Origin of the sequence: Faecalibacterium sp. 3 (genome assembly GCF_048323735.1) — a bacterium.
Lineage (GTDB): Bacteria > Bacillota > Clostridia > Oscillospirales > Ruminococcaceae > Faecalibacterium > Faecalibacterium wellingii.
Window position 1 is genome coordinate 1,132,485 of record NZ_JBLWFN010000001.1, and the last position, 18,797, is coordinate 1,151,281.

Sequence of the window (18,797 nt, forward strand, 5' to 3'; positions counted from 1 at the left end):
CCTCCTTTAACCGAACCGACCGGAAATGTAGTCCTCGGTGCGTTTATCCTGCGGTGCGCTGAAGATCTGCGCCGTGGGATCCACTTCCACCAGCTCGCCCAGCAGGAAAAAGGCGGTGCGGTCGCTGATACGGGCCGCCTGCTGCATGTTGTGGGTAACGATGACCACCGTGTAGTTCTTCTTCAGCTCACTCATCAGCTCTTCCACCTTCATGGTGGAGCCGGGGTCCAGTGCGCTGGTGGGCTCGTCCATCAGCAGCACTTCGGGCTTCACCGCCAGTGCACGGGCGATGCACAGACGCTGCTGCTGGCCGCCGGAAAGGCCCAGCGCGCTCTTTTTCAGGCGGTCCTTCACCTCGTCCCACAGGGCCGCACCCCGCAGAGAGCTTTCCACCAGCTCGTCCAGCTCAGCCTTATTGCGCACGCCGTGCAGCTTGGGGCCGTAGGTGATATTGTCGTAAATGCTCATGGGGAAGGGATTGGCCTTCTGGAACACCATGCCCACCCGGCGGCGCAGGTCGGTAAGCTGCATTTCCCGGGCAAAGATGTCCTCGCCCTTCAGCCGCACATCGCCTTCAATGCGCACATTCGGCACAAGGTCGTTCATGCGGTTGAGGGTTTTCAGAAAGGTGGATTTACCGCAGCCGGAAGGGCCGATGAGAGCAGTGATCTCCCGCTCGCCCACGTCCAGCGAGATACCTTTCAGCGCCTTGAAGTCGCCGTACCAGAGGTTCAGGTCTTTTGCCGATATCACCGGCACATTCGTGTTTTCCATAGAGTACCTCATTGTTGAATTGGAACGAACCCTCTCAGTCACGCCTGACGGCGTGCCAGCTCCCCCGAAGGGGGAGCTTTTGATCATCTGCCGGTCAGCACCACTCTAGCTCCCCCCCTCGGGGGAGCTGGCATTGCGCAGCAATGACTGAGAGGGTTTCTTCTCTTTTTACTGTTTCTGTTTCAGCTTAGTCTTTGCCAGCCGCGCCGCAAGGTTGATGACCAGCACCAGCACCAGCAGCACTGCACCGATGCCCCAGGCCGAAGCAAAATCGCCGTCCTCAAAGGCACGCAGGTACAGCAGCACCGACAGGGTGGCGCCGTTGGAGGTGTAGGCTTTGGCCACGCTCTTGGCAATGACCTCTGCGGCACCGGCAGTGAAGAGCAGGGCGGCGCTTTCGCCCACGATGCGGCCCACAGCCAGAATGCAGCCGGTCACGATGCCGTCGATGCTGCAGGGCAGCACGATGGTGCGGATGATGTGCCACTTGCCTGCACCCAGACCCATGGCACCCTCCCGGTAGCCCTGCGGCACCGTCTTGAGGGATTCCTGCGTGGTGCGGATGATGGTGGGCAGGTTCATGACCACCAGCGTGAGCGAACCGGACAGCAGACAGGTCTGGAAGCCCAGCGCCTGACTGAACACCAGCATACCCACCAGACCGTAGATGATGCTGGGGATGCCCGCCAGCGTTTCGTTGGTGAACTCGATGACCTCGATGAGCCGCCGGTTGGAGGCGTACTCGGTCAGGTAGACCGCCGCGCCTACGCCCAGCGGCAGTACGATCAGTAATGTCAGCGCAATGACATACAGTGTGTTGAGGATGGCAGGCAGGATGCCGTCGGTCTTTTTCAGCACACTGGCGGTGGTGGAAAGGAATTTCCAGCTGATGTGGGGGATGCCCCGCACCAGCACCATGCCGATGATACCGGCCACCAGCACCATCACCAGCACGGCGCTGGCCCAGACCAGTGCGGTCATGACCCGGTTCCACATCTGACGGGAAGGCGAAAGGCCCTTATTCATCCCGGCTTCCTCCCTTCAGCACAACATTCAGCACAACATTGATGATCATGATAAAGACGAACAGCACCAGCGCAATGCTGAACAGCGCCTGCCGCTGCAGACCGCCGGCATAGCTCATCTCCTTGGCGATGGCGGTGGTCAGGAAGGTGACGCTGCGGAAGGGACTGTCCGGCATGTTGGGGCTGTTGCCTGCCACCATCATCACCGCCATGGCCTCGCCGATGGCACGGCCGATGCCCAGCACAACGCCTGCGGCAATGCCGCTTTTGGCAGCCGGGATGCTGATCTTGAACCACGTTTCGGTGTCGGTGGCACCCAGTGCCAGACTGCCCTGCTCATACTCCGGCGGCACGGCGTTCAGTGCCGTGACCGACACGGACACGATGCTGGGCAAGATCATGATGGAAAGCACCACGATAGCGCTCAGCAGGCAGGCACCGGAAGCCTTGCCGAAGGTCTTTGCCACGGCAGGCACCAGCACCTGCATGCCCAGCAGGCCGAACACCACGCTGGGGATTCCGGACAGCAGCTCGATGGCGGTGACCACCACGGTGCGCAGCTTGGGGTCGGCGGCCTTGGAGAGGAACACCGCCGTCAGCAGGCCGATGGGCACACCGATGATTGCAGCGCCCAGCGTGCCGTAGATGCTGGACAGGATGAAGGGCAGGATGCCGAACAGCGGCTGGGCTGCCGTGGAGGCCCACTTTGTGCCGAACAGGAATTGGAACAGGCCGATCTTGTGGATGGCCGGCACGCCGGAGATCACCATGTACACCGAGATGAGCACCACACAGCCCACCGCCAGCATACCGCACAGGAAGAAGATGAAGTTCATCACCGCTTCCAGCCATTCGGCGGGGGTGCGGGGCAGCCGCACCCGGCTCAGATAGGATTTTTTGTTCATAGCGGAGATCCTTTATAAAAGCCGCGTCGGCCCGCAGAAACGGCAGCCCGACGCGGCAGCTCTCTTGTTCAGATGCAGGGCAGGCGGTTCACCGGGGAAACTCCCCGGCAAACCACCCGGTAATTACTCGTTCACCGGCACAGCGCCTGCGGTGCGGATGAGGTCGGCAGCATCCTTGCTGGTGGCAAAGTCCACAAAGGCCTGTGCCTGCTCCGACAGGGTCACGCTCTTGTTGGTGACGAACACGAAGGGACGCTGGATCTTGTAGCTGCCGTCCTTGACGGTATCCTCGCTGCACTCCACACCCTCCACAGTGACCATGGCAACGGTGTCGCCCACAGCGGACAGGGAAGCGTAGCCGACGGCCAGAGGGTTGGCCTCCACAGCGCTGATGACTGCGCCGGTAGCGGTCAGCTCCTGTGCGTACTTGCAGCTGTCCTTCACGTCCACGATGCTCTCAAAGCCATCGCGGGTGCCGGAACCGGCCTCGCGGCCCACCAGAACGATCTCGCCGTCATCGCCGCCCACATCCTTCCAGTTGGTGATCTCGCCGGTGAACATCTGCTTCAGCTGGTCTACGGTCAGGTCTGCCACCTAGCTGGCCTTGTTGACAACAATAGCGATGCCATCCAGAGCCACGATGGTGCCGTCCACGTCGTTCTTCTCGTCGTCCTTCAGGGCGCGGGAGGACAGGCCGATGTCCAGCGTCTTATCGGTAGCACCGGTGATGCCTGCGCCGGAACCGGTGGGGTCGTAGCTGACGGTGACACCCGGCTCCACCTCGGCAAAGCCCTCGGTCAGGGCAGCGATGACGTTCTTCATGGAAGTAGAACCGCCGGTAGCCACATTGCCGGACAGGGTGCCCGCAGCGGTTTCAGCAGCGGCAGAAGAAGAGGTGGACTCTGCAGCAGAGGATGCCACAGTGGAAGAGGCTGCGCCGCCGCAGGCGGTCAGAGCCATCGCTGCAGCAGCAGCGCCGCAGACAGTGATAAACGAACGACGAGTGATCTTTTTCATAACCCTTTTTCCTCCAATAAATGCCGGAATGCATTTCCGGCCGATGTTTTCTTGTTTCTCTGTGTTTTCCTTGGGAACGGCCTTATTGTACCGCACCGCCGTGCGCGCTGCGACCATGTACGCGCAAAATGGAGGTAAAGCTTTTGCACAGGCTCCGGCGGCCGTGTCAAGCCTGCGTAAAGCCGGGATGAAAAACCTGCACTCGGATTTTACAAACAGGATAAATATGCCGAAAATGCCATTTTCCGGCTGGGCAAAGTGACAAAAAAAGAAGGCGCCCTCCATGGAGCGCCTTCTGCTCAGCAGTATTTTGTTCCGTCCGGGCAGTAGAACTGCACGTACTTCTGCCACTCGGTCTCGCTGATGGTGCGGCGGTAGCAGTCCACCAGGGCATCCACGGCCTGCCGGTCCGCAAAGGTACCGGCACCCGGGCAGTCCAGCACCAGAATGCGGAACCATGCATCAAACAGATGCTCGGTGAAGCCGGAGTCCCGGGCCCCGCACCGGGCATAAAAGCCCAGCCGCCGCACCGCCATTGCCTCGTCCTCCGCCTTATCCGGGCATTCGGCCTCAATGAGGATGGCCTGTGCACCCCGCTCGTGCTGCGGCAGGTCGGCCAGCAGCTGCGCGCCCAGCCCTGCAGCACGGTATTCCGGCAGCACGGCAAAGTAATCCAGCTGGCTCACCCTGCTGCCCGCCGGGCGCACCATGAGCAGGTACGCCGCCAGTGTTTCGCCGTCGAACACGCCCCATGTGTGGGCTGTGCCGTTGGCTTCGCTGTTCAGGATCATGCTCAGGGCCTTGAGCTCCGTGGGCGGGAAGTCCCGCCGCATTTCGTCCAGATAGACCCGCGTCAGCTCTTTTTCGTTCAGTTTCCGCCAGTTGTACGTTTTGCTCATCGCTTTCTCCTCCCGGGCAGGTGCGCCCTGTTTTGCTGCTTCCAGTATAGCATACTCCGTGCGGGAACGCAAAAAGCCGCCGGGAGCGGACAGCTGAGTCCCGTCTCCCGGCGGCAGTTTTATGATGGTGCGGGATCAACCAGTCTCCCGCATCGGGTCAGATGGAATGCCTTGTGTTACAGCATCTTCTTCAGCTCGTCGTACACGAACTGGACCTTGGTGCCGATGATCACCTGGCAGGCAGTCTTGCTGGGACGGATGACACCGGCAGCACCAGCAGCCTTGACGGCCTTCTCGTCCACCTTTGCGTTATCCTTGACCTCAAAGCGCAGACGGGTTGCGCAGTAGCCAACGTCCTTCACGTTCTCCTTGCCGCCGACAGCAGCCAGAACAGCGGAAGCAACTTCGGTGTAGTTGTTGTTTGCCAGAACGACCTTCTTCTCGGCCTCATCGTCCTCGTCCTCACGGCCGGGGGTCTTCAGGTCGAACTTGGTGATGGCAAAGTAGAACACTGCGTAGAACACCACGAAGGCTGCGATGCCCAGAGGAATGATCATCCAGGTCTTGGCAGCTGCGGGCAGAGAAGCGGAGAACACCAGGTCGGTAGCGCCTGCAGAGAAGCAGAAGCCAGCACGGAAACCGGAGTAGTAGGTGATGACGGTGAAGATGCCGTACAGAGCAGCGTACACAACGTACAGCGGGAAGCACAGGAACATGAAGCCGAACTCAAACGGCTCGGTAACGCCGCAGACGAATGCGCAGATTGCAGCAGACAGAACCAGACCGATGGCGGCCTTCTTGTTCTTAGCGGTCTTGACCATAGCCAGAGCAGCGCCCAGGACACCGAACATCATGCAGGGGAAGAAGCCGGACATGTACATACCAAGGCTCCAGCCCACATCAGCAGAGGTCTCGCCAGCCCAGAAGTGGGACAGGTCGCCCAGACCGATGGTGTCGAACCAGAACACGTTGTTCAGAGCGTGGTGCAGGCCGGTGGGGATCAGCAGACGGTTCAGGAAGGCGTAGATGCCAGCGCCGATGCCGCCCATGCCAGCGATGCCGTTGCCGATTGCGACCAGAGCGTCGAAGATGACGGGCCAGACGAACAGCAGAACAACGGACACCAGAATGGAGATCAGACCGGTAGCGATTGCAACGAAGCGCTTGCCGGAGAAGAATGCCAGCCAGTCAGGCAGCTGGATATCCTTGAACTTGTTGTAGCAGGCAGCGCCCACAACAGCGGCCAGAATGCCGATGAAGGAGTTGCCGGCGACCTTCTGGAAGGCGATGTAGGTAGCAGTGCCTTCTTCCAGGTGACGGACCATGCCGACCACGCCGGGGTTCAGCAGCTGCTGCATCATCAGGAAGCTGACCAGACCGGCCAGACCTGCGGTGCCGTCGTTGTCAGCAAGGCCGACAGCGGCACCAATGGCAAACAGCCATGCCATGTTATCGATCAGAGCGCCGCCTGCCTTGACCAGCAGGAAGCCAACGGTGTAAGCTGCACCGGAGGTTGCAGCACCGGGAACGCCCATAACGCCCGGAGCAAGGGCATAACCGAGACCCATCAGGATGCCGCAGATCGGCAGGACCGCGACGGGGAGCATCAATGCTTTGCCCAGTTTCTGGAGATACTTCATCATAAAGCACATTCCTCCTTAAGAAATGTTTGTGTTTACAGACGCCTCTGGTTGTCGGCCGTCCATAATTCCGTAATAGAATAGTAACATATTTTTGAAAGAAAAGAAAGCCCCTTTCTCATTTTTTCTATCAAAATGCGTCAAAAGTCCTTATTTACCGGCTTTATAGTCGATAATTTTTGGTTTTTCCGCACGCGTACCGTTTTTATGTTGAAAATTCCTTTCTTTTTGCGTACATTTTGCCCAAAGGCTTGCATCCCACAGCCGAATCGGGTACTATACTATTATAAGAAAAGCCGGGAACCGAAGGAGGTTTACTTTATGGAATGGACTGATATCCGCCTGACCGTGGCCAAGGCCGATGCCGACAACGCCGAAGCCGTTGCCACCATGATCGCCGAGGGCGGTATTTATATCGAAGACTACAGCGACATCGAGCAGCAGGTGGCCGAGATCGCCCATGTGGATCTGATCGAGCAGGAGCTGCTGGACAAGCCCCGCGACACCGTTATCATCCATATGTATCTGGAGCCGGGCGCTTCTCCCGTGGAGACGCTGGCCCTCATTGCCGCCCGCATGGAAGCCGCCGGCATCGCCTACACCGTAGCGACCGAGGGCGTGGAGCAGGAGGACTGGCAGAACGGCTGGCGCAAGTATTATCACCCTCTGGAGATCGGCAAACGGCTGGCGGTGGTGCCCTCGTGGCAGCAGTACGACACCGACCGGGTAAAGCTGATCCTTGACCCGGGCCTTGCCTTCGGCACCGGCGGCCACGAGACCACCAGCCTGTGCATGGAAGCGCTGGACGAGCGGGTGACCGGCGGCGAGCGGGTGCTGGACATCGGCACCGGCAGCGGCATCCTTGCCATTGCGGCGCTGAAGCTGGGCGCTGCCGTGGCCGAGGGCGTGGACATTGACCCTGTGGCGGTGCGCACCGCCGGGGAAAACGCCGCCCTGAATGGCGTGCAGGACAAGCTGACCGTGCTGGTGGGCGACCTTTCGGACAAGGCCAGCGGCAAATATGACATCATCACCGCCAACATCGTGGCCAACGCCATCCTGTCTCTGGCCCCCGCCGTGCCGGGCCTGATGGCGGAGGGTGCCACCTTTATTGCCAGCGGCATCATCGACAGCCGCAAGGACGAAGTGATCGCAGGTCTGGAAAAGGCCGGCCTTGCCGTTGTGGAAGTGAAGGAGAAGCGCGGCTGGGAGTGCATCGTCTGCAAGAAAGCGTAAGGAGAACCCTCTCAGGCGCTGACGCGCCAGCTCTCCCGAAGGGCGAGCTATAAGATGTAAAAGGATTGATAAAATGCCGCACCGTTATTTTACCACCGAGATCTCTGACGGCACCGCTACCCTGCGCGGGGCCGATGCCCACCATCTTGCCCGCGTGATGCGCGCAAAGCTGGGCGACACTGTCATTTTATGCGACGGCAACGCCGTGGAATACACCGCCACCATCACCGGCTTTGGGGACGAGTGCGTGGAGTTCCGGGTGGAGCCGGGCTATCCCAGCGCCGCCGAGCCCGGCGTGGAAGTGACCCTGCTGGCCGGTTATCCCAAGCAGGACAAGCTGGAACAGATCATCAAGCACGGGGTGGAGCTGGGCGCAGCCCACTTCATCCCCTTCTTCAGCCGGTACTGCGTGGCCGCGCCCAAAAAAGAGGAGCAGAAGAACGAGCGCTACAACCGCATTGCAGCGGAAGCCGCCAAGCAGTGCGGCCGGGGCGTTCTGCCGGATGTGGCCCTGCCGCTGCCGAACTTCGGGGCCGTGTGCCGCACCTTTGACCAGTATGACCTTGTGCTGTTCTGCTACGAGTGCGGCGGCGCGCCCCTGCGCCAGCTGCTGGCAGAGACCGCGCCTGCCGACGGCAGAAAGCGGAAAATTGCCATCGTGACCGGAGCCGAGGGCGGCTTTGCCGCCGAGGAAGCCGAAATGGCCGCAAAGGCCGGTGCCAGAACAGTGGGCCTTGGCCCCCGCATCCTGCGGTGCGAGACCGCCCCGCTGGCCGTGCTTGCGTCCGTCATGACACTGACCGGGGATCTGGAATAACCGGGGCTCCGGCGGGCGGCGCACCTTCCATAAAAGAAAAATTCTGACCTACGGGTTCGGGAAAGTCTGCGGGCTTTCCCGGGCCCATTTTTTATTTTTTTGCCCCGTATAAAGATCTCCCGGATTTTTGTGCAGCTTTGTCCTGTCATTCTGTCGCAAATTCTCAGCTATTTTTATGCATGTTTCACAAAATTGCCCACCCCCCCCCCGAAAATTCGGCATTTTATCTTGACATTTTCCGCAGCACAGCACTATACTTGTGCCGCAAAGAGACGCCGGGCATGAAAATGCGCAGCTATGTGATTTTATGCCCCGAAATCCCGGTTTTTGCCGGTTTTCGGTATCGTTCCCGGTAACGTTCACGGTAACGTTCGCGTCTCTGTAAGCTTTTTTGTTTGGAGGGTTTTGCAATGAGGAAAAACGTGAAAAAACAGCTTGCCTTGCGGGTGCTGTCCACGGCGGCTCTGTTGGCCATGGTCTCGTCCATCGCCACAGCGGCGTTTGCGGATACCTACGACCTGAACACGGGCAGTGTGACGGTAGAGACCAAAGATAACGGCACCACCTATGTGACGCAGGAGAACACAGATATAAAAGTGCGCCCAGACACTACCGGCGTTACCATCACCAGCAACGGCACACAGACTTCAAATACCATCACGGTGGAGACGGCAAAAGATCAGACCACCAATGTGACCTTGCAGGATGTGAATATCCAAAAAGACGAGTGGGACAACAAATCTGCCGCAATGACCATCAAAGGAGAGGGCGATACCGAAATCGAACTGAACGGGGATAATACTCTTATCAGCGGACACTATCATGCAGGTCTGGAAAAAGCCGATGATGTAAGTCATGGTTCCCTGACCATCAAGGATGATCTGAACAACGACAACCGCACCGAAAAAGAAAAAGACGGGTCCGGCTATTCCACCGGCGGCGACACCGGCACCTTAATAGCTGCCGGTGGCTATGACGGTGCTGGCATTGGCGGGCGCAAAAAGAAGGATGGAGAAGAATCGGATGCCTGTGCCAGTACTTCCGATATCACCATAACAGGCGGTCAGATCAAGGCGGGATCCCTCATCGAGACGAAGGAAGAATATCATCAGCCGGAATACAGCGGTGCCGGCATCGGCGGCGCTACTGGTCACGGCAATGCCACCAATATCACCATCACCGGCAATGCTGATGTATCTGCTGCGGGCGGCTACTATGCAGCCGGGATCGGCGGCGGTGACGACGGCAATGCCACCAACATCACCATTTCCGGCAACGCCAAGGTCGCTGCAACCGGTTCAAACTCCGGCGGTGCCGGCATCGGCGGCGGTGACGACGGCGTAGGCAAAAACATCCGCATTACCGACCATGCCGATGTGACCGCCTACGGCGGAAATCAGGGTGCCGGAATTGGCGGTGGCCCTTACCGCGGCGGCTCTGTGGAAATTTCCGGCAACGCGAAGGTCTTCGCCAAGGGCGCTAACTGCGGTGCCGGGATCGGTTCCGGCTATAGTTGCTCGTGCTGGGGCGACCATCCGGAATTAGTGGATACCAGCGTCACCATCTCCGAAAACGCTGAGGTGACGGCTGTCGGCTCCTACAGAGCAGCAGCGATCGGAAACGGAGCTTCTTCCCAGCAGGGGAAAACAACGGTCACCATTACCGGTGGTACGGTAACTGCTATTGGCGGAAAATCCTACATTGATTACTGGAATGGAAACTGCTACAAAAGTCTTGCATCTGCCATCGGCGGCGGCAACTCCGACAAAGTGCAGGATGTCACCGTTACCATCAACGGCACCACGGGCAACACCACCGTCAATGCGTCCTGCTGGCTGGATCAGGAAAGCGCCATCAGTACCGGTAATGGTGCTGCCGATATCATCGGCTATGACAAAGACGGAAAATCTCCCTTCGGCGAAGACGGCAGCGTCATTGTCCGGATGTATAACCACGGTTCGTCTACTACTACGGGATATGGTCCTTTCAGCAAATATGAGGGAGATTTGACCGGTTACACCCTCGGCACCCTTTATCAGACCGTCCACAACCGCAAGTACATGGAAGAGCACCCCAAAGAAATTGTTGACATCAACAAGCTGGAAAACAGCGACCTGCACGACTGGAAGCTGGTGGGCAAGGTCGTGGAGCCTACGCTGGAAAAGGACGGCTATGCAGACTACGTCTGCAGCATTGACAAGTGCGGCCAGACCAAGCGTGTGGTGCTGCCCAAACTGACCCCGGAGGAATCCGGCAGTGTTGAAACGCGCGAGGTCGGCGTGATCTTCTGGGATGCCGCCGCACAGGCTGCCCCGGCAGCCCTGCAGGGCAAGGTGCTCTCGGCAGATAAGCAGACCGCAACGGCAGCAAAAGCACAGGTCGAGTCTCTGCTGGCAGACAAGGCAAACTGGAAGCTGGCGGAGGACGTGGGCGATTTGATGATCCACCCTGCTGCAGACGCTGCGGGCACGGTCTATGAGCAGGCCGTGAAGGCGAGCGGCTGCCAATATTACGTCATCGCCAACGTGACGGCACAGTAAACACTGCCTCCTCTGCCGTGCTGGCCGCAAGCGGTGCAAACTGGCTGGCGGTGGTAGGCACTGCCCTCAGCGGCATGTTCCTGCTGGCCGCAGGCTTTGTGCTGGACCGCAAGAACCGCCGCATGAACTGAGGAGCCATTTTTAAAAGCCATCTCCTCCTGCTGTGCATTCCGCAAGCTGCACGGCAGGTTCCCCAAACAAAGGGGGCTGCTGCACACATCCATGCGTGCAGCAGCCCCTGTTTTTTGTTTCTTAATTTCCGACTTGCCTGCCAGAAGATCACCCCTCATCCGCTTCACTTCGTTCAGCACCTTCCCCCCAAGGGGTGAAGGCTTTTGAAACCGACAGGCTTTGCGGTTGACCAGAAACTGTACCGTACGCGCTGAAGCCTTCACCCGGTCGGGGGAAGGTGGATGCGAACGCAGTGAGCAGACGGATGAGGGCGCAGGAAAGCAGCCGCTGCATTTTCCGGCAGCAGCCCCTGTTTTTATTTGATCTCTGCTTCCCGCAGAGCTTTCTTCACGTTCAAAAGGTTCTGCGGACTTACCGAGAAGCTGCGCAGGCCCAGCTGCAGATACTGCACCGTGTTGGCCGGGTTGCCCACCGCAAGGCCGCAGATGGTCACCGGCACGTCCCGCTCTCTGGCGGCGTCCATCACCATGGTGATAAGCTTTTTCATGGCGCTGCTGGCCGGGCGGTAGTAGTGCTCCGCGCTGGCAAGCTCACGGTCGGCGGCGTGGGTGTACTGGGTCAGGTCGTTGGTGCCGACCACAAGAAAATCGACCCCGTGCGCCACGAACTCCTCCGCCGTCAGGCAGGCGGCAGGCACACTGAGCATCACGCCGAACTTGGTATCCTCCTTAAAGGGCACGCCCCGCTCCCGCAGATGCTCCCGGCAGCGCTCCACCACGCGCATGGCGGCGTCCCAGTCCTCCACCGTCGTCACCATGGGAAACATCACCTGCAGCGGGCCCCGGGCGGCGGCGCGCATCAGCGCGCAGAGCTGCGTCTCGAACTGGCGGGGCTGGCGCAGGCTGTTGCGGATGCCCCGCAGCCCCAGCTTGGAGGACTGCAGGCCCTGATAGGCGTCGGAAATGGTGCGGTCTGAGCCAAAGTCGAAGGTGCGCACGGTCACCTGCCGGCCCTGCGCCGCCGCCAGACAGGAGCAGTAGAAGAAATACTGCTCCTGCTCGTCCAGAATACGGCCCGGCAGCATCATGTAGCCGGTGCGCAGCAGGCCCACGCCCTGTGCGCCGGACTGCATGGCCGTGTCGATGTCCTCCGGCCCAAAGCAGTTGGCCAGCAGTTCAAAGGGCTGGCCGTCCTTTGTCCTGTTGGGCAGAGCATGCAGCTGCCCCATCTCTTCGTTCTCCCGCTGCAGCTCGCAGATGCGGGTCTCGGCCTGCTGGCGGGCGGCAGCGTCCGGGTCCAGCGTGCACTGGCCTCCGGTGGCGTCCAAAATCACGGTGCGGCCGTCGCAGTCGTCCAGAAAATCCCGGCCCACCTGCACGATGCCCGGGATATTCATTGCCCGGGCAATGATGGCCGCGTGGCTCTGGCCGCTGCCCTCTGCCGTGATGATGCCTAAAATCATGCCGGAGGGCACGCTGAACAGGTCGGTGGGCATCAGCCGCTCTGCGGCAAGGATCACCGGGTGGTCCAGCGCCAGCCACATGCGGGGGCGGTTGGTGATGATGTTGATGACCCGCCGGGTGGCGTCCAGAATATCCACGCTGCGCAGCTGCATGTAAGGGTTATCCTTCATGTTGGCCAGCTGGTCGGCGTAGCGCTGGCCCACCTGATTCATGGCCGCAGCGGCGCCAACGCCCGCATTGATGCAGAAACGCACCTCGTTCATCATGCCCTCATCGTCCAGCATCATGCTCTGGAACTGGAAGATGGCCTGCTCGCTGGGCGCAGCGCGGTCTGCCATGGATTCCAGCTCGTCCTGCGCGGTGCGGATGGCATCGGTGAGCAGCTGCAGCTCCCGGGACGGTTTAAAGGGGCCCACGGTCGTGGTCTCCACATGGTGCTCCAACCGGCTCACCTGACCCAGCACAAGGCCCGGCGAGGCACAGAAACCTTTATAGATCTTCATTCTGGTTCACCTCCGGCAAAAGTTCCGCTTCCGGCGCGGTCAGGGTGTGCCAGACCAGCGCCTGCAGAAAGGTATTGGGCAGCAATGCCGCCAGTGCAGCCCGCGCCGCATCGGCGCTGCCCTCAAACAGCGGTGCAAAGCTCTGCATCCGTGCCTGATCGCACTTTGCAAGGAACGCATCGCACAGGGTGTGGGTGGTATAGTAGCCGGTAGGGCTCACGCCCACATCCTCGGCGGCAGCTTCCAGCGGGGCAAGGTCCGCATCCTTCATGTTGGCCAGCAGCAGGGCGGCGTCCGCCGTCAGGGTGACGGGGTATTTCTCCCGCACCTGCTTTTGCACCCGCTCAAATTTTGCATGGAAGGCAGCAGCGTCCGCGCAGCTCTGGGCGTCACAGGAGACCGCATAGGCGCAGCCCCGCAGATATCCCATAGCGCGGCGGGTGTCGTAGTAGCCCAGCTCGATGTTGCGGCGGGCGGTGTCCGGGTCAAAGTGCAGGATGTCCCCCAGCTCCCAGTAGCTGCGCACCATGACGGTGGGCAGGCCGGTGAGGTTCGGGCGGGTGATGCCCACCCCCTCAAGGTCTACGCACACCAGCTCCTCTGCGCCCATCCGTTTGGCAAGGCCGGTGGGCATGTTGTCGCTGTAGCCGCCATCCAGAAACTTGACCCCGTCGATGTCCCGCGCCCGCAGGGCAGGGAAGCAGGCGGCGGAGGCCATCAGGTAGTCCTTGACCTTTCCTGCCGGGATCTCGTCCAGCGTCAGCTCCCGGGCCTTGAGGCCCCGCTGCTCCACCGTGACAAGGCCAAAGCGGATGGGTGCGGCGCGCAGGGCATCCTCGTCCAGCACCCGCTCCACGATCTCCTCCAGCGGGGTCACGTCCATGCCGCCGGCCTTCACCACACTGCGCAGGAACTGGTGCAGGGCCGAGAGGTCGGCATCCTCTTCCGGCAGCTCCATCACGTCCTTGCTGCGGATGCTCAGCCACATGTCCCGCGCCGTTTCGTACTGGTCCAGCACGAACATGGCACCGTTCAGGCTGCCCACACTGGTGCCGGTGATGATCTGCGGGTGCCAGTCCAGCTCCATCAGCGCGCGCCACACACCCACCTGATAGCTGCCGCGGGCACCGCCGCCGGCCAACACCAGAGCCCTGCACGGGACACTGCGTTCTTCCATTGCCTCCGCCTCCTTTGATTGGTTCCGGTTTTGTTCAGATTATAGCATATTTCCGGAGAAATTTCTCCCTTTTTTTGTAAATTGAAGGCTTTCTCCCGGCTAAGAAACATGGTATACTTGTCAGGATACTTTAAAGGAGGCATTCTCATGCACTGCAGCCAATGGATCTTTGATATGGACGGTACCCTGACCGACAGCATGACCGTGGTATGGGAGGGTGCGCCGGACGCCCTGCTGCGCCGCTACGGCCGCACGCCCCGGGCCGACCTGCGTGCCACCCTGCTGAGCATGGGGATGCAGGAAGGCGCACGGTACCTGATCCGGGAATACGATCTGCCGCTGACCGAGGAGAGCTACTTTGCCGTGATGCGGGAGGTGATCGCCGAGCTGTACGAGACCGTGGAACTCAAGCCCGGCGTGCGCACGATGCTGGCAAAGCTGCAGGCCGAGGGTGCCCGCATGTGCATCTGCTCCAACACCTGGGCCGACCAGTGCCGCACCGTGCTCACCCGCCTTGGCATTGCCGGGTATTTTTCCTTCATCGTGGAGGCGCAGGGCGTGCTGCACAAGAGCCGCCCGGAGGTGTTCTTTGAATGCATGAGCCGTCTGGGCGGTGCAGACCCCGCCCGGTGTGCGGTGTGCGAGGATGCAGTGTACGCTGCTTCCACGGCGCACGGGGCCGGATTTTACGTCGTGGGCATCGCAGACCCCACCTCCGCCGCCGACGAGCCGGAGATGCGCCGCGTCTGCAGCCAGTTCCTCCCCCGGTGGGATGCGCTGGACTGGACCGCCGTGTAATAAAAAAGGGCCGCAGGGTGCGGTTCTTTTTCATATTAAAGGGGTATTACTCTTGCTTTTTGCCGTCAAGAAGAGTATGATATTATAAACAGGACTGTCCCAAGGGGGCAGTGCCCCCATTTTCCTGTTTTTGTAAGATATGTGAGAATACACCGTTTGATTTTCAAAATATAAAGGTATAATATCCGTAAAGAGGAGACCTTCCGTCATGAACAACCCACTCGTCAGCATTATCGTGCCAGTGTACAATGTGCAGAATAGTGTTGCCCGCTGCCTGGAGAGCATCTGTGCGCAGACGTGGAAGAATATCGAGATCATTTTGGTCAACGACGGTTCCAGAGATGAAAGCTTTTCGGTCTGTGAGCAGTTCCGCGAAAAAGACCCGCGTATCGTTTTGGTGGACAAGTCCAATTCCGGCGTGTCGGACACCCGCAACTGCGGCATGACCCTTGCATCCGGCAAGTACGTACAGTTTGTGGACAGCGACGATTATATCGAGCCTGATTTTACCGAGCGGCTGGTAACGGCCGCCGAGACCAACAATGCCGATCTGGTGATCGCCCCCTATTGGATGGTGATCCCGGCAAACTCCTGCAAGGCCGGTCAGGCTCTGGAAAACCTGCAGGAGAACCTTGGCATCGAGGAAAAGCGTCCCGATGATGTGCGCGAATACGGTTTTCTGCCCGAGGGCATCTATGACCGCGACACCTTTGCCCTGCGCCTGATGGAAAAGCCCGCATCCTTCTTCTACAGCGTTCTGTGGAACAAGCTCTACCGCCGCGACATCCTTGTGGACAACCATCTGCAGTTCACCAGCGAGGTGCGCTGGGCCGAGGATCTGGTATTCAACCTGGAATACATCCTGTACGCCAACGTATTCGTTTCCATTCCCAAGGCAGGCTACCACTATGTGCAGAACCCCCAGAGCATCTGCCACACCCAGATCAATCTGGCTTCCATCGTGCAGAACAAGCTGCAGGTGTTCCGCTATTACAAGGAGCTTTACACAAAGCTGGGCCTGTACGACAAGGTGCAGCCGCAGCTGTACAAATTTCTGACTGCATTCTCGGAGAATGCCTATCCCGCCGGTTCGCCCCAGAAGATCATCATGGACATGGCCAACCGCTGGGGCTTTGGTGTTCTGGATGCTTCCGACAAGGAAAAGAAACGCCACGCCAAATCAGAGGCCTGAACTTCCGTACATGAGAAAGAGCTGCACAAGGCAGCTCTTTTTTGTTTGCCATTTTACCGGTCGGTCCAGCTGCGGACGGCCTCACGCACCATGCCCTCCCGCCCGCGGGGGATGGGGATGCGCGCGCCGCTGCTCATCTGCAGCTCGCCCGCCGTCAGCAGCCGGGCCGCCGCCAGATTGACCACATAGGAGCGGTGCGGCTGCAAAAAGCGGCCGTCCGCCAAAAGCGGCCTTGCCACCTCGGCAAAGGATACCCGCAGCGAAAGGGACATCACATCCTCCCCGCTGAGCAGGTGGAAACGCACCACATGGTGGGTGCACTCCAGATACTCGAGCTGGGCATAGGGCAGCAGCCGCAGGCCCTCGGCCGTGGCCACGGTGAGGGCCGGGCCATACTCCGGCTCGGTGGCGCGGGCCAGCAGGGCCGAAAGCTCCTGCTGATGCACCGGCAGCAGCAGATACTGCATGGCGTCCACCCGGAAGGCACTGTAGGCGTGGGCCGCCGTGCGGGCCGCAAAGGCCAGCGGAGCCCTGCGGCCCCGGCGGCGCAGCTCCGCAGCCGCCGAAAGCCCGGCCGGAGCCGCCACCGCTGCCAGCTCTATGAGATACAGGTCGAACCGCTCGCCCTCGGCATCACGGCGCAGAAGTGCATCTGCGTCCGGCAGCTGCTGCACGATGCACGCATCCTGCCGCCGGGCAAAATATTCCATGCACTGACGTTCCAGCCCGCTGCGCAGGGCCGCATCCGTGCTGCATACCGCAATGTGAAAGACCATCCGACATTCCCCTCTCCGCCAGCCGCCCGCCTTGATTTTTGCGCAGGGCTGGAGTATGATAAATGAAACCTCGCTGCACCGAAAAAACAGAAATGGAGACCATTGCCATGCCGGAACCCCTTGTCAGCATCATTGTGCCCGCCTATAACGCCGCAGGCTGCATTGCCCGCTGTGTGGAGAGCATCGTCTCCCAGAGCTATCAGGAGCTTGAGATCCTTCTGCTGAACGACGGCTCCAGGGATGACACCCTTGCCATCTGCCGGAAGCTGGCCGAAGCCGACCCCCGCATCCGGGTGATCGACAAACTGAACACCGGCGCAGCCGACACCCGCAACTGCGGCCTTGCGCTGGCCAGAGGCGAGTACATCCAGTTCGCGGACAGCGACGACTATCTGCTGCCGGGCTGCACGGCAAACCTTGTGGCAGCTGCCCGGCGCAGCCGTGCCGACCTTGTGCTGGCCCCCTACCGGATGATGGTGCCCCGCAGAGACGGCGGCTATGACACCCGGGAATACAGCCTGCTGCCCGCAGGGGAGTACAGCAAGGTGGATTACCTGTGGCAGCTCACCGGCCATGCCGCCGCCTTTTACTACGGCGTGCTGTGGAACAAGCTCTACCGCCGCGACCTGATCCGGATGGCGCAGATCCGTTTTGAAAATGTCGTTTTCGCCGAGGATCAGCTGTTCAACACCCGGTATCTGCAGGCGGCGCAGCGGTTCGCCGCCATCGACGAGGCCGTTTACTGCTACATCCAGAACCCGCAGAGCGTCTGTCACACGCAGGTGAGGGTGGCAGACATGCTGCGCCACCGTGACCGGATGTACCGCGCCTACCGGCAGATGTGCATTCAGCTGGGCGTGTACGACCGGTTCCGTCTGCGGCTGCGGGGCATCTACCTGAGCCTGTTTGAAAGCCCCCTGCCCAACGGCCCGGTGCAGCGGCTCTCCGACGCCGCTGCACGCACCCACAGCCGCATCTGAGAAAAGGAGACGCTATGGAATTTCCCCTTGTCAGTATCATCGTGCCCATGTACAACGCCGCAGGCTGCATTGCCCGCTGTGTAAAAAGCATCTGTGCCCAGAGCTACAAAAGCATCGAGATCATCCTGCTGAACGACGGCTCCAAGGACGGCACCCTCTCGGTCTGCCGCGCTCTTGCCGCTCAGGACCACCGCATCGCGCTGGTGGACAAGCCCAATTCCGGCGCGGCGGACACCCGCAATCAGGGGCTTGCGCTGGCCCATGGCCGCTACGTCCAGTTCGTGGACAGCGACGACTGGCTGGCCCCGGACTTTACCGAGAAGCTCGTCACCGCCGCCGAGACCCACGCCGCCGATCTTGTGATCGCGCCCTTCTGGATGGTGTATCCGAAGGACTACGTGGAACACATCCGCCCGTGGGAAAAGGCGCTGGGCACCGTGCTCCGGCGCAACCCGCCCCGCACCCGGGCCTACGGCTATCTGCCCGCCGGGGTGTATACCGGTCAGGAGTATGCCCGGCAGCTGATCGAAAAGCCCAATACCTTTTACTACGGTGTGCTGTGGAACAAGCTCTACCGCCGGGATCTCCTTGCCGGGCACGGCATCCGCTTCCGGCAGGAGCTGTTTGCGGAAGATCAGCTGTTCAACACCGAATACCTGCGCTATGTGCGCACCGCCGTTTCCATCCCGGACATCGGCTACTATTACCTGCAGTGCAGCCAGAGCGTTTCCCACTCCAGAGTGACCACCGCCGATATCCTTCGGCTGCGGCGGCGGGTGATGGGCCTGTACAAGAGCATCTATACCGAACTGGGCATCTACCCGGAGACCCGGGCCGCCATTCTGCGCTCCGCTTTTGGCGAGAACGAGTTCACCCTGCCGCCGCTGGACACCCCGCAGGCCCATTCCTGCAGGCTGTAACCG

General features: G+C 60.4%; 15 protein-coding genes and 1 pseudogene. 7 read left to right on the forward strand and 9 right to left on the reverse strand.

Going from position 1 to position 18,797, the window contains the following annotated elements:
• Window positions 1–6: 6 nt before the first annotated feature.
• The 6 genes and pseudogenes from pstB to ACNSPV_RS05325 all read right to left on the reverse strand — a co-directional run bounded on the left by pstB (window position 7) and on the right by ACNSPV_RS05325 (window position 6,263).
• Window positions 7–774 carry a phosphate ABC transporter ATP-binding protein PstB gene (gene pstB, locus ACNSPV_RS05300; RefSeq protein ID WP_348584307.1) on the reverse strand — a complete coding sequence of 256 codons (768 nt, stop codon included), beginning with the start codon at window positions 772–774 and terminating at the stop codon, window positions 7–9.
• 168 nt (window positions 775–942) lie between these two features.
• Window positions 943–1,800 (reverse strand): phosphate ABC transporter permease PstA, encoded by an 858-nt coding sequence (gene pstA / locus ACNSPV_RS05305; protein WP_348584306.1) that lies wholly within the window; start codon window positions 1,798–1,800, stop codon window positions 943–945.
• A complete protein-coding gene (pstC, locus tag ACNSPV_RS05310) occupies window positions 1,793–2,704 on the reverse strand; it encodes a phosphate ABC transporter permease subunit PstC (RefSeq protein WP_249237772.1) in 912 nt (303 codons plus the stop codon). Before pstC ends, pstA begins: the two co-directional genes overlap by 8 nt.
• A gap of 123 nt (window positions 2,705–2,827) precedes the next feature.
• Window positions 2,828–3,721: pseudogene (locus ACNSPV_RS05315) on the reverse strand (phosphate ABC transporter substrate-binding protein).
• Between the two features lie 299 nt (window positions 3,722–4,020).
• Window positions 4,021–4,620 (reverse strand): GNAT family N-acetyltransferase, encoded by a 600-nt coding sequence (locus ACNSPV_RS05320; RefSeq protein ID WP_348584305.1) that lies wholly within the window; start codon window positions 4,618–4,620, stop codon window positions 4,021–4,023.
• Window positions 4,621–4,796: 176 nt separating this feature from the next.
• Window positions 4,797–6,263, reverse strand: coding sequence for a PTS transporter subunit EIIC (locus ACNSPV_RS05325; RefSeq protein WP_348584304.1), 1,467 nt, complete (start codon window positions 6,261–6,263; stop codon window positions 4,797–4,799).
• Window positions 6,264–6,581: 318 nt separating this feature from the next.
• On the opposite strand from ACNSPV_RS05325, the gene prmA reads away from it, so the two are divergent.
• The 3 genes from prmA (at window position 6,582) to ACNSPV_RS05340 (ending at window position 10,853) form a co-directional block, all read left to right on the forward strand.
• Window positions 6,582–7,496: a 50S ribosomal protein L11 methyltransferase gene (prmA, locus tag ACNSPV_RS05330; RefSeq protein WP_348584302.1), complete on the forward strand. Its 915-nt coding sequence runs from the start codon at window positions 6,582–6,584 to the stop codon at window positions 7,494–7,496.
• Window positions 7,497–7,569: 73 nt separating this feature from the next.
• Window positions 7,570–8,313: an RsmE family RNA methyltransferase gene (locus ACNSPV_RS05335; protein WP_249237767.1), complete on the forward strand. Its 744-nt coding sequence runs from the start codon at window positions 7,570–7,572 to the stop codon at window positions 8,311–8,313.
• A 410-nt stretch (window positions 8,314–8,723) separates the two neighbouring features.
• Complete coding sequence (locus ACNSPV_RS05340) at window positions 8,724–10,853, forward strand: hypothetical protein (protein WP_348584301.1); 2,130 nt, start codon at window positions 8,724–8,726, stop codon at window positions 10,851–10,853.
• Between the two features lie 487 nt (window positions 10,854–11,340).
• On the opposite strand, the gene ACNSPV_RS05345 is transcribed toward ACNSPV_RS05340, so the two are convergent.
• Entirely contained in the window at window positions 11,341–12,951 is a 1,611-nt protein-coding gene (locus ACNSPV_RS05345) for a phosphoenolpyruvate--protein phosphotransferase (RefSeq protein WP_348584300.1), read from the reverse strand.
• The gene (locus tag ACNSPV_RS05350) at window positions 12,938–14,128 is read right to left on the reverse strand and encodes a patatin-like phospholipase family protein (RefSeq protein WP_348584298.1); all 1,191 of its coding nucleotides are present in this window, start codon (window positions 14,126–14,128) and stop codon (window positions 12,938–12,940) included. The genes ACNSPV_RS05345 and ACNSPV_RS05350 overlap by 14 nt, the downstream gene beginning before the upstream one ends.
• A gap of 147 nt (window positions 14,129–14,275) precedes the next feature.
• Between ACNSPV_RS05350 and ACNSPV_RS05355 the strand changes: the two genes are divergently transcribed.
• Both ACNSPV_RS05355 and ACNSPV_RS05360 read left to right on the forward strand, forming a co-directional pair.
• Window positions 14,276–14,926: an HAD family phosphatase gene (locus tag ACNSPV_RS05355; RefSeq protein ID WP_348584296.1), complete on the forward strand. Its 651-nt coding sequence runs from the start codon at window positions 14,276–14,278 to the stop codon at window positions 14,924–14,926.
• Window positions 14,927–15,134: 208 nt separating this feature from the next.
• Complete coding sequence (locus ACNSPV_RS05360; RefSeq protein WP_348584293.1) at window positions 15,135–16,118, forward strand: glycosyltransferase; 984 nt, start codon at window positions 15,135–15,137, stop codon at window positions 16,116–16,118.
• Between the two features lie 53 nt (window positions 16,119–16,171).
• Here the strand turns inward: ACNSPV_RS05360 and ACNSPV_RS05365 are convergent, their stop codons facing one another.
• Window positions 16,172–16,894 carry a LytR/AlgR family response regulator transcription factor gene (locus ACNSPV_RS05365; RefSeq protein WP_339394542.1) on the reverse strand — a complete coding sequence of 241 codons (723 nt, stop codon included), beginning with the start codon at window positions 16,892–16,894 and terminating at the stop codon, window positions 16,172–16,174.
• 62 nt (window positions 16,895–16,956) lie between these two features.
• Here ACNSPV_RS05365 and ACNSPV_RS05370 point away from each other — a divergent pair, with 62 nt between their 5' ends.
• Together ACNSPV_RS05370 and ACNSPV_RS05375 are read left to right on the forward strand one after the other, a co-directional pair.
• Entirely contained in the window at window positions 16,957–17,874 is a 918-nt protein-coding gene (locus ACNSPV_RS05370) for a glycosyltransferase family 2 protein (protein WP_348584292.1), read from the forward strand.
• A gap of 14 nt (window positions 17,875–17,888) precedes the next feature.
• On the forward strand, window positions 17,889–18,794 hold the full coding sequence (locus tag ACNSPV_RS05375; RefSeq protein ID WP_339394540.1) for a glycosyltransferase family 2 protein: 906 nt from the start codon (window positions 17,889–17,891) through the stop codon (window positions 18,792–18,794).
• The last annotated feature ends 3 nt before the right edge of the window (window positions 18,795–18,797 follow it).

Coding starts and splice junctions, on each gene's coding strand:
- pstB (WP_348584307.1), bottom strand. CDS start 774: ATGGAAAACACGAATGTGCCGGTGATATCGGCAAAAGACCTGAACCTC.
- pstA (WP_348584306.1), bottom strand. CDS start 1,800: ATGAATAAGGGCCTTTCGCCTTCCCGTCAGATGTGGAACCGGGTCATG.
- pstC (WP_249237772.1), bottom strand. CDS start 2,704: ATGAACAAAAAATCCTATCTGAGCCGGGTGCGGCTGCCCCGCACCCCC.
- ACNSPV_RS05320 (WP_348584305.1), bottom strand. CDS start 4,620: ATGAGCAAAACGTACAACTGGCGGAAACTGAACGAAAAAGAGCTGACG.
- ACNSPV_RS05325 (WP_348584304.1), bottom strand. CDS start 6,263: ATGATGAAGTATCTCCAGAAACTGGGCAAAGCATTGATGCTCCCCGTC.
- prmA (WP_348584302.1), top strand. CDS start 6,582: ATGGAATGGACTGATATCCGCCTGACCGTGGCCAAGGCCGATGCCGAC.
- ACNSPV_RS05335 (WP_249237767.1), top strand. CDS start 7,570: ATGCCGCACCGTTATTTTACCACCGAGATCTCTGACGGCACCGCTACC.
- ACNSPV_RS05340 (WP_348584301.1), top strand. CDS start 8,724: ATGAGGAAAAACGTGAAAAAACAGCTTGCCTTGCGGGTGCTGTCCACG.
- ACNSPV_RS05345 (WP_348584300.1), bottom strand. CDS start 12,951: ATGAAGATCTATAAAGGTTTCTGTGCCTCGCCGGGCCTTGTGCTGGGT.
- ACNSPV_RS05350 (WP_348584298.1), bottom strand. CDS start 14,128: ATGGAAGAACGCAGTGTCCCGTGCAGGGCTCTGGTGTTGGCCGGCGGC.
- ACNSPV_RS05355 (WP_348584296.1), top strand. CDS start 14,276: ATGCACTGCAGCCAATGGATCTTTGATATGGACGGTACCCTGACCGAC.
- ACNSPV_RS05360 (WP_348584293.1), top strand. CDS start 15,135: ATGAACAACCCACTCGTCAGCATTATCGTGCCAGTGTACAATGTGCAG.
- ACNSPV_RS05365 (WP_339394542.1), bottom strand. CDS start 16,894: ATGGTCTTTCACATTGCGGTATGCAGCACGGATGCGGCCCTGCGCAGC.
- ACNSPV_RS05370 (WP_348584292.1), top strand. CDS start 16,957: ATGAAACCTCGCTGCACCGAAAAAACAGAAATGGAGACCATTGCCATG.
- ACNSPV_RS05375 (WP_339394540.1), top strand. CDS start 17,889: ATGGAATTTCCCCTTGTCAGTATCATCGTGCCCATGTACAACGCCGCA.